Here is a 12,282-nt window from a genome sequence, read left to right on the forward strand (position 1 = left end):
CTGCTGCTAAAAGCAGCAGGTTAGGGTTATCACGTGGGTCAGATTTAGATGGAAATCACACGACCAAGTGGGTCACTTCTGGATGGAAATCAACATCTAGGGAAGTCGGGGGATTCAGCGGGGCGCAGAGGCCTCGCCTGCAAATTCGTTGCCATCCTGAATGGGGCGGAGACGCAGGTATGGCAAGACGGAGTTGTTCGCCTTGATGTTCGCCGATAAACCTCTCCCGCAAGAGGAAGTCGCTCGAGTGACTTTCGTCACCGCCGGGAAGTGAGGTCGTGCCCCGGAGCTCGGCCGTTCCGTTGAAGCGGATGCGCCGGCTCCATTTGAGCAAGGAAGACTTGGACACGCACCTGTGTGCCAAGCGCGATCCAGACCCCGAACAGCGCCGCCAAAAATGTCGCACACCCTTCGGATTGACCAAGAAACTGCTCGGTATCCACAGCGATATGGCATCTCCTGCAGGGGAGGCAAACCTAGACTTGTCTCATCTCAACGCAGCAGGTCTACCATGATCTTCAAACCCAAATTCATCAGCTTCGATTGCTATGGAACGCTCATCAACTTCGAGATGGGCCCGACGGCAAAAGTCCTGTTCAAGGACCGTGTGCCGGCCGGACGGATGCCCGCGTTCCTGGACAGTTTTCGCGCCTATCGCCTCGACGAGGTGCTGGGCGACTGGAAGCCCTTCTACGACGTGGTCGAGAACTCCATCCAGCGTGCGTGCAAGGCGCACGGTATCGAATGCCTGGCATCGGATGCGCGCGCGCTCTACGACGCAGTGCCGACCTGGCAGCCTCATCCGAACGTGGTCGAAGTGCTGGAGGCGATCGCGCCACACGTGCCGCTGGTGATCCTGTCGAACTCCATGGTCGACCTCATTCCTCACAGCATCGCTCACCTCAAGGCCCCTTTCCATGCGGTCTACACCGCCGAGGAAGCACGCGCGTACAAGCCGCGCATGCGGGCGTTCGAGTACATGTTCGACAAGCTCGGCTGCGGGCCCGATCGGATGATGCATGTCTCGTCGAGCTTCCGCTACGACCTGATGACAGCGTCCGACCTTGGCTTCATGGCAAAGGCCTTCATCGATCGGGGCCACGAACCCACGTCGAGCGAATACGGCGTGAGCCGCTTGACCGACGTTCGTCAGCTTCCCGCGCTGCTCGGACTCTGATGCTCATGCTCGATACCCACCTTGGACCTCCAGGGGCGAGGCCAGAGGGCCGCCCGGGCGAGGCCGCCGCGCTGGGCACCGCAGCGCCCGACCTCGCGCCGGCCCAGGTGCACGCGCTGGTGGCGCGCCTCTATGGCATCGATGGCATCGTGAAGCCGCTGGCAGGCGAGCGCGACCAGAATTGCGCCGTGGAGGCCGCCGACGGCTCGCGCTATGTGGTCAAGATCAGCAATCCCTCCGAGCCGACCCCGCTGGTCGATTTCCAGATCGCCGCCCTCGAACATGTTGCCCGCACATCGCCGGGCCTTGCTGTCCCTCGCGTCGTGCGGACGCTGGACGGCCATGCGTGTGACACCGTGGCGCTCGCCGAGGGCGTCCGGACCACCGTGCGCATGCTCACCTACCTGGAAGGCATCCAGATCCGCGAGACACAGCGCACCGCCACGCAGCGAGTGGCAATGGGCAAGGGACTGGCGGAATTGGATCTCGCCCTGCAGGGCTTCACCCATCCCGCGGCCGTGCACGACCTGCTGTGGAACGTGTCGGCCGCGCATCGGCTGACCGTTCAGCTCGACAGCCTGACCGACAGGTCGCGCCGCACGCTGGCTCAGTCGTTCATGACGCGCTTCACCCACCATGTACTGCCCCGCCTCTCATCGTTGAGGGCGCAGGTGATCCACAACGACTATCACCTCTACAACGTGCTGGTCGCGCCGGACGATCAGGCGCGGATCACCGGCATCATCGACTTCGGCGACATGCTCCACGCTCCGCTGGTCGGCGAGGTGGCGACGGCCGCCGCCTTCCACATGGCCGGCAGTGCCGACCCCTTCGAGGGGCCGGCGCAGTTCGTCGAGGCGTACCAGGCTGTCCTGCCGCTGACCGAGCCGGAGCTGGACATCGTCGCCGACCTCATGGCCACGCGCCAGCTCATCACAGTGTTGATTTCGGAGTGGCGAGCCCTGCGCTATCCCGAAAACCGCGCCTACATCATGCGCCACAACCCCGCAGCCTGGGAGGCGCTGTCGCAGATGGCAGACCTCTCCCGCAACGACGCGCGCGACCGCCTACTGAACCCCGCACGAAACGGAACCTCTTCATGAAATCCACCACCGACCTGAACATGGTCAACGCCTACATCCCTGGCCGCGCCAATGTGGGCCCCGCCACCGAAGCAATGATCGGGCGGCGCAATGCGCTGCTCGGCCCCGCCTACCGGTTGATGTACGAACACCCTCTGCATATCGTGCGCGGCGACGGCGTGTGGCTGATGGACCCGGAAGGCCGTCGTTACCTCGACGTCTACAACAATGTCACCTCGCTCGGGCACTGCCACCCCGCGGTGGTCGAGGCAATCTGCCGCCAAGTGCAGACGCTTGCAACCAACACGCGGTACCTCCACGACAGCATCCTTGAGCTGGCCGAGCGCCTACTGGCCAGCGTGCCCGGCACCGACCTGGCTCACCTGATGCTGACTTGCACGGGCAGCGAGGCCAATGACCTGGCGTACCGCATCGCCAAGGTGCGCACCGGCGGCACGGGTGTGATCGTCACCGACACGGCCTACCACGGCATCACGGACGCCGTGTCGCAGTTCTCGCCATCGCTGGGCGTGACCGTCGACCTCGGTCCGCACGTTCGCCTGGTGCGGGCGCCGCGCCTGTACCACGCCGAGGGCGCCGACCTCGGCGAACGCTTCACGCGCGATGTCGAGGCGGCTATCTCGGACCTTCAGCGGCACGGCATCAAGCCTGCGGCGTTGATCGTCGATTCGCTTTTCACCAGCGATGGCATCCTGCCCGAGCCGGCAGGTTTCCTGAGGGGGGCGGTCGAGGCGATCAAGCGCGCGGGGGGGCTGTTCATTGCCGACGAGGTGCAGCCCGGCTTCGGCCGCACCGGCGAGCACATGTGGGGCTTCCAGCGCCACGGCCTTGCTCCCGACATCGTCACCATGGGCAAGCCGATGGGCAACGGCCAGCCGATCGCCGGCCTCCTCGCAACCGCCGACGCGCTGGCGGAATTCGGCAGGAACTCCCGCTATTTCAACACCTTCGCCGGCAACACGGTCTCATGCGCAGCGGCCCTGGCCGTGCTGGAAACCATTGAACGGGACCGGCTGGTGCCGCACGCGGCCAAGGTCGGAAAGGTGCTGCTCGACGGCATCGCTGGGCTCGCCGCGAAGCACGAGGCCATCGGCGACGTACGAGGAGCAGGGCTCTTCGTGGGCGTCGAGCTCGTGTCGGACCGGACGACGCGAGCACCGGACCGCGACCTGACCAGCCGGGTGGTCAACCTGATGCGCGTCAAAGGCGTGCTACTTAGCGCGTGCGCACAGGGGCACAACGTGCTCAAGATCCGTCCGCCGCTGGTGCTGTCGGCGGAACAGGCCGGCATAGTAATCGAAGCACTGGACGAATCGCTCGCGGAGGCGCAGCGCGGATAGCCCGAGTCGAATTGAACGTACGATGGCGGCCATGAGATCAGCAGTCTCGTTCGACCGGTTCGACCTCAAGATTCTTGTGCATCTCCAGCGCGAGGGGCGCTGCTCGAACGTTGACTTGGCGGAGTCTGTGGGCCTCAGCCCAAGCCCGTGCCTGTTGCGGACCAAGCGGCTACAGGAGACCGGGCTGATCCGAAGCTATGGCGCCGAGATCGCCCTGGAAAAACTGGGCGACCATGTCATCGTGTTCTCGGAGGTCACCCTTGGCAGTCATCGGCCGCATGATTTCAGCAAGTTCGAGGAAGCCGTCGGGAAGTACGAGGAAATCGTCGACTGGTACAACGTCAGCGGCGGCTACGACTATTTGCTGAAGATCGTGGCGCCAAGCGTCGGCTATTTTCAGTCGCTGATGGAAAAGATGCTGGAAGACGACATCGGCATCGAACGCTTCGCTAGCCGCATCGTCCTGCGCCAGTCGCTGGGACGGCGCGGGTATCCGCTGGGCATCATCGCGACGAAAAAGCGGTGGGAGTGAGGGATTGCGTTGCTGGCACAGCCTCCACCGGTCACCGGTCAGACCAGCAACTCACGTCGCGCAAATCGCACGGTGCAGCGGACGCTGGGAGGCCGATGCCCCGCGCTTCGGCATGCTCGATTCATTCAATGCACTTGCGCTTCAATGTCTCAAGGCCTGCAGCACGGGCGGTCCGGGGAAGGCTGACCACCAATTTGCAGCGCTGTTGCCGATGCAGTTCCACATCCGCCACGGCACTGAACGCGTCGTCGCCGGCCTCGATGATGTAGATGGTGTAGATCCATTGCCCCGACCTGCCGTCATGAGTCGATGTTTCGCCGTCCATATGACACCCCATTGCTCGGCACCACCCCGCATCACGATACGCGCAACCCGCTCGCCAGCCAACAGGAGGCGGCCCGAGGACGGTTTTCATCAGGGCAGGCAGCACCTCCCCCTCAAGTGCCACCTGATACAATCAGGCCATGCTCAGTCCTGCTGGGCAGTGCCTGGCCAGGCAAGCTGAATCTCATGCCAGCGCGTCGAAGTCACTACGACGAGAAAAACAACAATGACTTCATGCAAAAGAATTTGCCGTAGCGTGGACCGCGTAAGAGTTCACGACCACCTTCCCAAAGCCCGCCCTGCGCGGGCTTTTTCACGGGCGCGGGCGCTGCCCCTTGTTCCCAAGCCGGGCGCGCTCGTCGGCCCGGTGTGGGCGTCGGAGCCTCCTATGCTCAGCAAGCTGGGCAACGTCTCCAGGCCCCACCATTGAAACGGGGACGCCGTCCGCATCGTTTCCTTTCCAGATCTCCGCACGCCCAGCGACGCCTCGGTCGGTGGTCAGACCGCGCCGAATCTCAAGACCCACGCGCGATACGGGCGCATCAACCCGCCACAGGCCGGCCACCTTCGTCACCCCCGAGGGCGCGGTAGGCGGAGCCTGCCAGCGGCCGACCGAGGAGCACGCAGGAGGCAGGAGGAAAGCGCTTCCTGTCACACGCGCTGAAGGTGGCGTCTGCTCACGACCTTCTCGGATGCGGCGCCGCTTCAGCCCACTCTTGGAGTAGAGTCATCACACCTCAACACGGAACCCGCAAGGGAAGGACAAGATGACCACACCGCAAGAGGCTACGGGAGCTGCTTCAGCTGCAAACTCTCTCGGAACGGAGATGGCGCTGACTGCCGCGTTAAGGGCACTCATCAAGACGCACCCCCATCCCAACCTGCTGGCCCAGGAACTGGCGCAACAGCGGCAGTTTTCTCAGGCCCACCTCGAAGCAAGCCCGGTCCCGGACAAGGCGTTGATGGGCTTCGAACTGACCTGGGCGCTGATTCTTCATCAGGATCCTGCGCAAGACGTCAGGCTGGTGGCGCGTCCCGGATAGGGCTCGGCGAGACGGGCGGTTGTAGACGCCAGGCGGGTCAACGACGCGAACCTCCTTGAGGCCCACCCTGCCCCCTGCCCAGCCGGCTCGTTTCCGCCGAGGGGCAAGGGCCCCGTCCCCTGGTGTCCACCACCGACCTCCAGCGAGATCGTGAGATCGCCGAGTGTGATTCACCGCCTTGTGCGCGGCTCGACTGGAAAGTGCGCGGCGCCGACAGTCAGGCGGCTCTGGCGTTCCGCCTGCGAGGGCTTTCTTCCAAGTCCTTGTCCAACAGACAGTCGATAAATGCACCGAGGAGGGCCGGTCGATGCTGCCTGTTCGGATAGTAGAGAAACAGCCCGGGGCGTGAAATCGACCAGTCCGCCAGGACTTGGACCAGCCTGCCCTGGGCCAGGAGGTCACCGACGCTATCTCGCTCGAAGTGATAGGCAATGCCGAGCCCGCCCAGTGCGGCGGCAATGCCGATGTCGGCGTGATTCGTGACGACGGGGCCGTCTACCGCCGCTTCGAGTCGTTGCCCCTTTTTCTCGAACTCCCAGCGATAGTGCCTGCCGTCCATCTGAAGCCGCCAGTTGATGCACGCGTGGCCATGCAGATCGGCCGGGGTCTTGGGTATGCCTCGACCAGCAAGGTAGTCGGGAGACGCCACGGCAACCATATCGAGGTCTGGCGTCAGGCGGACGGCGACCATGTCCTTCTCGAGGTGTCCACCCACGCGGATGCCCGCGTCAAATCGTCCCGCGACGATATCGGCCAGCGCGTCATCGACCACGATGTCGAGCACCACGTCGGGGTATGCCTGATGAAAGCGTGAAAGCCTGGGGGCGATGATGGTTCTCGCTGCGATCCCCAGCGTGTTGATACGAAGCGTGCCCGTGTTCTGTCCTGCGGCTTCACTGGCTTGAGCGACCGCAGCAGCCATCTCTCGAAACAACGGGGCGATGCGCATATAGAGCAGCTCGCCACTGGCCGATGGCGCGACGCTTCGTGTCGTGCGATTGAGAAGGCGTGCGCCGATGCGGCCTTCAAGCTGTCGAATGGTCTGGCTCAGCGCAGAGGGTGACAGGCCCAGATGTTCTGCTGCCCGGGCAAAGCTCTTTCGTTCGACCACCGCGGCGAAGGGGGGGGTGCGGACGAAAACTTGGACTACCAGGAGGTAGTTCATGTATTCATACGAAGATCGGATTCGAGCCGTTGAGCTCTACATCAAGCCGGGTAAACGTGTGCGGCCCACCATCCGCCAGCTTGGTTATCCAACAAAGAATTCTCTGAAGGGCTGGTACAACGAATATCAGCAGAAGCTCGACTTGCCAATGGGCTATGCGGGCCGGAGACTCAAGTTCTCGCAGGAACAGAAAGACGCAGCGATCGATCACTACCTCGCCCACGACCGCTGCATTGCTGCCACCATGAGGGCATTGGGCTACCCCGGAAGAGGGACACTGACCGCTTGGGTTCGCGAGGCCGTTCCTGAGGCCAGAAGGGCCGCCTTTGGCAGCGTGGGCCGAAGAAGTTACTCTGGGAAGCTGATGCAAGCGGGAGTCATGGAGCTTTGCACGCGCGAGGAAAGTGCGCAGGCAGTAGCCGACAAGTTCGGCGTGTGCTGGCCAACGCTGTACAACTGGAAGAACCAACTTCTAGGACGTGAGGCACCCGCATCCACGAAACGCACCCATCCATTTCGCCTTCGCAAGAGCGCGACGAGCTCGAGCGCCAAGTCGAGTCGCCGCGCCGCGAAGCCAGGCAACTTCGCCTTGAACAGGACCTCTTGAACAAGGCCAATGAACTGTTAAAAAAAGGCCTGGGCGTCGACCTGCAGCTCCTGTGGGTATTTCGGGGCATCTTGACCGCCCGTTCCGGCCTATCGTGATCGGGCATTCCGCGCGAACGTGACCGGTGATTCCGGGCTCAACGTGACCGATTTCTGGATGGTCCTGAATCGCTGGTCACGATGGCGGAATCTTCGGTCACGGTAACGGAACGCTGGCGTATGTCAGCGTGTTGGTGTTGTGTATTTCATCCATCTCACGCGGGTAGCCTGCCCGGCTTTTGCCGGAGACAGGCTTGCCCGCACCAAGGATCAACATGCGCAACATCAGAGACGTCCTTCGTCTCAAACTCGAAGCCCGCCTCTCCCATGAACGGATCGCGGCTTCACTCGACATCTCCAAGAGCGTCGCGGCCAAGTACGTCGGCCTTGCCGGCGCCGCAGGCCTGGACTGGCCGACCATTCAAACGCTCAGCGACACGGCGCTGGAGCGTCGTGTCGTGCAAGGCAGGCTGGACCGTCCCTCGCACTACGTGCTGCCCGACTACGGCCGCGTGCATCAGGAGCTGCAGCGCAAGGGCATGACACTCATGCTGCTGTGCGAGGAGCACGTCGCGGCGCACCCCGGGCAGCCGACCTACCGCTATAGCCAATTCTGCGAGCGGTGGCCGATGCGCTGCATCAGTGGATGCACCAGCAGCGTCAGAAAATTCCAAATGGATCGGCGACCGCCAAGGTGATCGACTACAGCCTCAGGCGCTGGGACGCGCTCACGCGCTTCCTTGAAGACGGCGACCTGCCGATCGACAACAACTGGGTAGAAGACCGGATCCGGCCAATCGCCCTCGGCCGCCAGAACTGGGTGTTCACCGGGTCACTGCGCGCAGGCAAACGAGCCGCCGCCGTCATGAGCCTGATCCACTCTGCAAAGCTCAATGGGCACGATCCCTACGCCTACATTCGTGACGTGCTGACCAGGTTGCCGACCCATCCCGCCAGCCATATCGAAGAACTCCTGCCGCATCGGTGGCAGCAGAGTTGACCCTCGTGATCGCCGTCAAGGTGGGTTCACCGGACGTACATGGACGCCCCCTATGCCAAGCGCTCAATTCGCGACGGCTCGAAGGTAAAGATTGCACCCGTACATCCGGACTTTGACGCAGCCTTTTGGGCCGCTGTCCCTGATGGGATTTGCTGGTTGACGCCTCGATCGCTTACACGCACTCTAGGTGCCTCGTCCGGCGCGGGCTTTGCCAACCACGGTCTTACCTGTATTGCCATCACTGCATGATCGCCTGAGCAATCGGTGGTTCGTTCTCCCTGTCGTCGTTGTTGTTAGTTCCTCTCGTTCAGGCCGCCGCTGCGCTGCGCACGTAGCCCGCGTCGAACTGCCGGTAGTGGGCCAGAAGCGCCCATGCGATCCGAGCATTCTTGTTGGCGACGGCCACCGCGGCCACGTTCTTGTTCCGTCGGTTGAAGACTCCGCTGATTGAGGTTGCCCCTGGAACTCGGAGCGCATAACTCGATCATCAGGCGGCAGATTGGAGCTGCGCCGCCATCCGGCGTTTCTCGAACTGCATCGGGCTGATGTAGCCCAGCGCCGAATGTAGCCTCGAATGGTTGTAGAAGGCGATCCAGTCCATGACAGCCTGGCGTGCCTGGTCGTGCGTTGCGAATCGTCGGCCATGGACGCAGGCCGTCTTGAGGCGGCTCCATAGGCTGTCAGTCGGGGCGTTGTCCCAGCAATTGCCCTTGCGCGACATCGAGCTGCGAATGCCCCAGGCCTTGAGCGCGTCCTGGAAGTCCCGGCTGCAGTATTGGCTGCCGCGATCGCAGTGGAAGATCAGGCCAGCTGCGGGCTTTCGACGGAAGCAGGCCATCAGCAAGGCGTCCTTGACCAGCGCCGTCTGCATGTGCGGCTGCAGGCTCCAACCTACGATTTGACGGCTGTGCAAATCCAGCACCGCGGCCAGGTACAGCCAGCCCTCTTCGGTGGACAAGTAGGTGATGTCACCACTCCACACGAGATTGGGCTCAGCCGGTGTGAAGCGGCGCTGAACCAGGTCCGGTGCCACAGGCAAGTGGTGCCGGCTGTCGGTGGTCACCACGAACTTCTTCTTGCCCTTGGCCCGGATGCCGTGCCGTTGCATCAGCAGGCGTACCCGTTCCTTGCCCACCCGCACGCCGCGAGCCAACAGTTCCTTGTGCATTCGCGGCCATCCGTACTCGCCTCGCAGTTGCTCGTGGATGGCTTTGATGTGCGCCAGCAAGGCCTCGTCGCTGTGGCTGCGGCCTGGCCCCTTGGCTGGCCGCCGCTGCGAGGCTTCCCAGCTGAAGTACCCGCTGGGGCTGATCTCCAGAACTTCGCACATCATCGTGATCGGCCAGCGCCGCTTCATCGACTGGATCCAGGCGTACCTTGCAGCACGTCCTGCGCAAAGTACGCCGCGGCTTTTTTTGCGATGTCACGCTCCATCTTCAGACGCGCCACCTCAGCCCTCAGACGGGCAATCTCGGCCTGTTCGGGCGTGACCACGGGCGCCGGCTTACCCTCAGCAGTCATGCCCAACTGGCCTTGAGCATCTGCTCTCACCCAATTCGTCAGGCTGGCCTTGGGCATCCCCAGCGTCTTGGCGACCACCGATGCCGCCCGCCCGGCCTTGACCTGCCTGACAGCCTCCTGCTTGAACTCGAGGGTGTACTTACCCCGACCGCGTTGCTCGTTCATCTCTCACTCCTTCCCGGCATTCTCCGGGCTTGAGCTATGAACTCCGAATTTCGGGGGCAACCTCAGTCGAGCGCGAGGTACGCGATCTGGGCGCGCAGCAGCGGCTTGAGATTCGCCGACAGAAGGCACGGCCGGTCGCTGATGCGTTGCACGCCTGGATGATTGCGCACCGAGTGCGGGCAACCGACGGCACTGCGCTGGCAAGGGCGCTGGACTACAGCCTAAAGCACCTTCGACCGCCAATACGACGAGATCGTCTCGGTCCTGCTCCCCGAGCTCAGGCATCTGCTGCGGGGGTGATCTTTTCAGACGCCTGGCCTGGCACAGGTCTGGGCGAGCGTCGAGCCACCAGCATCGGCACGCGTCATTTATCGTTGGCGCCTGAACCGGTGCGACTTTGTGAATTGCAGACCTTGAGCCGGCCACCTCGCCACTCGCATGCACGGCCAACACGTTTTGCACGAAGCGGATGCCAGTGCTTCTCGCAGCAAAAGCAGTGATCAGATACTGTCCGAGGAACCATGCGACGAATACCAATATACGGGTCGAGTCGACGCCGGTGACGTACATGGCCAGCAGCAGCGCCGGCACGAGCAGCAGCGACATCGCCGCAATATCCCGAAACAGCAGGTAGTTCTTGTGGCGATCGACGACCGATGCGTCGGAGTCAACCTGCCGTTCCTGCGGCGCGCCTACAACCTACCTCTGCGGGCAAGTTTTCCGGCCGGCCGTCCTTTGTTTCCCAGGCCGCCGCAGCATGTGTCGGCAGAGGCGCCGATGGCGATCAATGCTGCGGATTTATGACCACGCAACGGCACCAACCTCTTCATGACCACCCTTAAGCTGGGGCTATCGGCTACAGCAGCGTCGCACACATCGCAAAACCCTACGTCGTGAACGCACGGCGACCTGAACAAACCATAGGGATCCATCCATGCCCCAGCCCTTGCGCCTCATTGAGACTTCCTTCCCACTACCGCCCCATGCCGACGCCGTCGTCATCGGCGGCGGGATCATCGGTGTCTTCACGGCCTACTACATGGCCCGTCGCGGCCTGTCGGTCGCGCTGGTCGAGAAGGGTCGCATCGGTGCCGAGCAGTCGAGCCGCAACTGGGGCTGGTGCCGCCAGCAGAACCGGGATGCACGCGAGCTGCCCATGGCCACCCGCAGCCTCGATCTTTGGCAGCAGTTCGCGGCGGACACAGGCGAGGACACGGGCTTCAGCCGCTGCGGCCTGCTCTACCTCAGCGACGACGAGGACGAGATCGCCCGCTGGGCCAAATGGGGCGAGTTCGCGAACACGGCCGGCGTGACGACGCACATGCTCAGCAGCCGGGAGGCCAGCGAGCGGGGCGGGGCCACCGGCCGCGCGTGGAAGGGTGGCGTGTTCTCGCCCAGCGACGGCACAGCCGACCCGTCGAAGGCGGCGCCCGCCGTGGCCGCGGCGCTCGTAAAGCTTGGCGGTACGGTGCATCAGAACTGCGCCGTTCGAGGCATCGAGCGCGAGGGCGGCCGCCTCAGCGGCGTGGTCACCGAGGCCGGCACCATCAAGACCCGCATGGCCGTCTACGCCGGCGGCGCATGGGCTTCGTCCTTCCTGCGCCAGCAGGGCGTCAGGTTTCCCCAAGCCACGATTCGCCAGACCATCGTGCGTGTGTCATCCGTGGCCGAGCGCCTGCCAGCTGCGCTACACACCGCACGCGTGTCCGTCACCCGGCGCAGCGACGGCAGCTACAACCTCGCCATCAGCGGGCGCGGGCGCGTGGACCCGACAGCGCAGCTGCTGCGCTTTGCGCCGCAATTCCTGCCGATGTTCGCCAAGCGCTGGCGCAACGTTTTCCCGGGCGGTCTGGAGGGCATACGCGGCGGCCACGAAACGCTGGCATGGTGGCGGCTGGATGCGCCCACGCCCATGGAGCGGGTTCGTGTGCTCGACCCCAGGCCGGATGCCGCGGCGGTGAAGCAGACTTTCCACCGTGCGGCCGAGCTGCTTCCGGCGCTGGGCCAGGCGGGCATCGCCAACGCCTGGGCTGGCTTCGTCGACAACACGCCGGACGGCGTGCCGGGCATCGGCGAGGTACCGGAGATCCCCGGCTTCATCCTGGCCGCGGGCTTCTCGGGCCACGGCTTCGGCATCGGCCCCGGCGCGGGCCACCTGATCGCCGACTTGGCGACGGGTGCGCCGCCCATTTTCGATCCGGCACCCTACAACCCGGCGCGCTTCGCGAAGTCGGCTTGGGGCCAAGTCGCCGACTTCTAGCAGTCCA

12 protein-coding genes and 3 pseudogenes are annotated in these 12,282 nt (G+C 63.8%); 11 read left to right on the forward strand and 4 right to left on the reverse strand.

What is annotated here, in order from left to right:
- Nucleotides 1-511 precede the first annotated feature (511 nt).
- Genes FHT32_RS32200 through FHT32_RS32215 form a run of 4 tightly spaced genes read left to right on the forward strand, consistent with a single transcriptional unit; the run spans nucleotide 512 to nucleotide 4,152 of the window.
- Nucleotides 512-1,177 (forward strand): haloacid dehalogenase type II, encoded by a 666-nt coding sequence (locus FHT32_RS32200; RefSeq protein WP_176668618.1) that lies wholly within the window; start codon nucleotides 512-514, stop codon nucleotides 1,175-1,177.
- A 5-nt stretch (nucleotides 1,178-1,182) separates the two neighbouring features.
- Nucleotides 1,183-2,280 (forward strand): phosphotransferase, encoded by a 1,098-nt coding sequence (locus tag FHT32_RS32205; RefSeq protein ID WP_256099243.1) that lies wholly within the window; start codon nucleotides 1,183-1,185, stop codon nucleotides 2,278-2,280.
- On the forward strand, nucleotides 2,277-3,620 hold the full coding sequence (locus FHT32_RS32210; protein ID WP_176668620.1) for an aspartate aminotransferase family protein: 1,344 nt from the start codon (nucleotides 2,277-2,279) through the stop codon (nucleotides 3,618-3,620). The genes FHT32_RS32205 and FHT32_RS32210 overlap by 4 nt, the downstream gene beginning before the upstream one ends.
- Nucleotides 3,621-3,651: 31 nt before the next feature.
- Nucleotides 3,652-4,152 carry an Lrp/AsnC family transcriptional regulator gene (locus FHT32_RS32215; RefSeq protein WP_176668621.1) on the forward strand — a complete coding sequence of 167 codons (501 nt, stop codon included), beginning with the start codon at nucleotides 3,652-3,654 and terminating at the stop codon, nucleotides 4,150-4,152.
- Between the two features lie 121 nt (nucleotides 4,153-4,273).
- Here FHT32_RS32215 and FHT32_RS32220 read toward each other — a convergent pair whose 3' ends face one another.
- A complete protein-coding gene (locus tag FHT32_RS32220) occupies nucleotides 4,274-4,477 on the reverse strand; it encodes a hypothetical protein (RefSeq protein WP_176668622.1) in 204 nt (67 codons plus the stop codon).
- 766 nt (nucleotides 4,478-5,243) lie between these two features.
- Here FHT32_RS32220 and FHT32_RS32225 point away from each other — a divergent pair.
- Nucleotides 5,244-5,519: a hypothetical protein gene (locus tag FHT32_RS32225; RefSeq protein ID WP_176668623.1), complete on the forward strand. Its 276-nt coding sequence runs from the start codon at nucleotides 5,244-5,246 to the stop codon at nucleotides 5,517-5,519.
- 217 nt (nucleotides 5,520-5,736) lie between these two features.
- Here FHT32_RS32225 and FHT32_RS32230 read toward each other — a convergent pair whose 3' ends face one another.
- Entirely contained in the window at nucleotides 5,737-6,684 is a 948-nt protein-coding gene (locus tag FHT32_RS32230; RefSeq protein ID WP_176668624.1) for a LysR family transcriptional regulator, read from the reverse strand.
- Here FHT32_RS32230 and FHT32_RS32235 point away from each other — a divergent pair.
- From FHT32_RS32235 to FHT32_RS32245, 3 genes and pseudogenes are all read left to right on the forward strand, one after another.
- Nucleotides 6,683-7,344, forward strand: a pseudogene (locus FHT32_RS32235) (transposase); the annotation flags it as partial. The gene FHT32_RS32230 and the pseudogene FHT32_RS32235 sit on opposite strands and share 2 nt — an antisense overlap.
- Nucleotides 7,345-7,604: 260 nt before the next feature.
- The gene (locus FHT32_RS32240; protein ID WP_176668625.1) at nucleotides 7,605-8,027 is read left to right on the forward strand and encodes a hypothetical protein; all 423 of its coding nucleotides are present in this window, start codon (nucleotides 7,605-7,607) and stop codon (nucleotides 8,025-8,027) included.
- A pseudogene (locus tag FHT32_RS32245) lies at nucleotides 7,964-8,329 on the forward strand (transposase); the annotation flags it as partial. The gene FHT32_RS32240 and the pseudogene FHT32_RS32245, both read left to right, overlap by 64 nt.
- A 307-nt stretch (nucleotides 8,330-8,636) precedes the next feature.
- Here the strand turns inward: FHT32_RS32245 and FHT32_RS32250 are convergent.
- Both FHT32_RS32250 and FHT32_RS32255 read right to left on the reverse strand, forming a co-directional pair.
- Nucleotides 8,637-8,777: pseudogene (locus FHT32_RS32250) on the reverse strand (IS110 family transposase); the annotation flags it as partial.
- A gap of 39 nt (nucleotides 8,778-8,816) precedes the next feature.
- Nucleotides 8,817-10,015, reverse strand: a protein-coding gene (locus FHT32_RS32255) for an IS3 family transposase (protein ID WP_176668626.1) whose coding sequence is annotated in 2 segments (ribosomal slippage) — nucleotides 8,817-9,748 and nucleotides 9,748-10,015 — 1,200 coding nt in all. Because the reading frame shifts where the segments join, the coding sequence is not laid out codon by codon here.
- A 29-nt stretch (nucleotides 10,016-10,044) separates the two neighbouring features.
- Between FHT32_RS32255 and FHT32_RS35505 the strand changes: the two genes are divergently transcribed.
- The 3 genes from FHT32_RS35505 to FHT32_RS32270 all read left to right on the forward strand — a co-directional run bounded on the left by FHT32_RS35505 (nucleotide 10,045) and on the right by FHT32_RS32270 (nucleotide 12,275).
- Nucleotides 10,045-10,515: a transposase gene (locus FHT32_RS35505; protein WP_371132307.1), complete on the forward strand. Its 471-nt coding sequence runs from the start codon at nucleotides 10,045-10,047 to the stop codon at nucleotides 10,513-10,515.
- Nucleotides 10,454-10,819 carry a hypothetical protein gene (locus tag FHT32_RS32265; RefSeq protein WP_176668617.1) on the forward strand — a complete coding sequence of 122 codons (366 nt, stop codon included), beginning with the start codon at nucleotides 10,454-10,456 and terminating at the stop codon, nucleotides 10,817-10,819. Before FHT32_RS35505 ends, FHT32_RS32265 begins: the two co-directional genes overlap by 62 nt.
- Nucleotides 10,820-10,949: 130 nt before the next feature.
- A complete protein-coding gene (locus tag FHT32_RS32270) occupies nucleotides 10,950-12,275 on the forward strand; it encodes an FAD-binding oxidoreductase (RefSeq protein WP_176668627.1) in 1,326 nt (441 codons plus the stop codon).
- The last annotated feature ends 7 nt before the right edge of the window (nucleotides 12,276-12,282 follow it).

This window comes from Variovorax sp. SG517 (assembly GCF_013376045.1).
Taxonomy (GTDB): domain Bacteria; phylum Pseudomonadota; class Gammaproteobacteria; order Burkholderiales; family Burkholderiaceae_C; genus Variovorax.

Excerpts from the sequence above, each read along its gene's own strand:
- FHT32_RS32200 (WP_176668618.1), top strand. The coding sequence starts at position 512 with ATGATCTTCAAACCCAAATTCATCAGCTTCGATTGCTATGGAACGCTC.
- FHT32_RS32205 (WP_256099243.1), top strand. The coding sequence starts at position 1,183 with ATGCTCGATACCCACCTTGGACCTCCAGGGGCGAGGCCAGAGGGCCGC.
- FHT32_RS32210 (WP_176668620.1), top strand. The coding sequence starts at position 2,277 with ATGAAATCCACCACCGACCTGAACATGGTCAACGCCTACATCCCTGGC.
- FHT32_RS32215 (WP_176668621.1), top strand. The coding sequence starts at position 3,652 with ATGAGATCAGCAGTCTCGTTCGACCGGTTCGACCTCAAGATTCTTGTG.
- FHT32_RS32220 (WP_176668622.1), bottom strand. The coding sequence starts at position 4,477 with ATGGACGGCGAAACATCGACTCATGACGGCAGGTCGGGGCAATGGATC.
- FHT32_RS32225 (WP_176668623.1), top strand. The coding sequence starts at position 5,244 with ATGACCACACCGCAAGAGGCTACGGGAGCTGCTTCAGCTGCAAACTCT.
- FHT32_RS32230 (WP_176668624.1), bottom strand. The coding sequence starts at position 6,684 with ATGAACTACCTCCTGGTAGTCCAAGTTTTCGTCCGCACCCCCCCCTTC.
- FHT32_RS32240 (WP_176668625.1), top strand. The coding sequence starts at position 7,605 with ATGCGCAACATCAGAGACGTCCTTCGTCTCAAACTCGAAGCCCGCCTC.
- FHT32_RS32265 (WP_176668617.1), top strand. The coding sequence starts at position 10,454 with ATGCACGGCCAACACGTTTTGCACGAAGCGGATGCCAGTGCTTCTCGC.
- FHT32_RS32270 (WP_176668627.1), top strand. The coding sequence starts at position 10,950 with ATGCCCCAGCCCTTGCGCCTCATTGAGACTTCCTTCCCACTACCGCCC.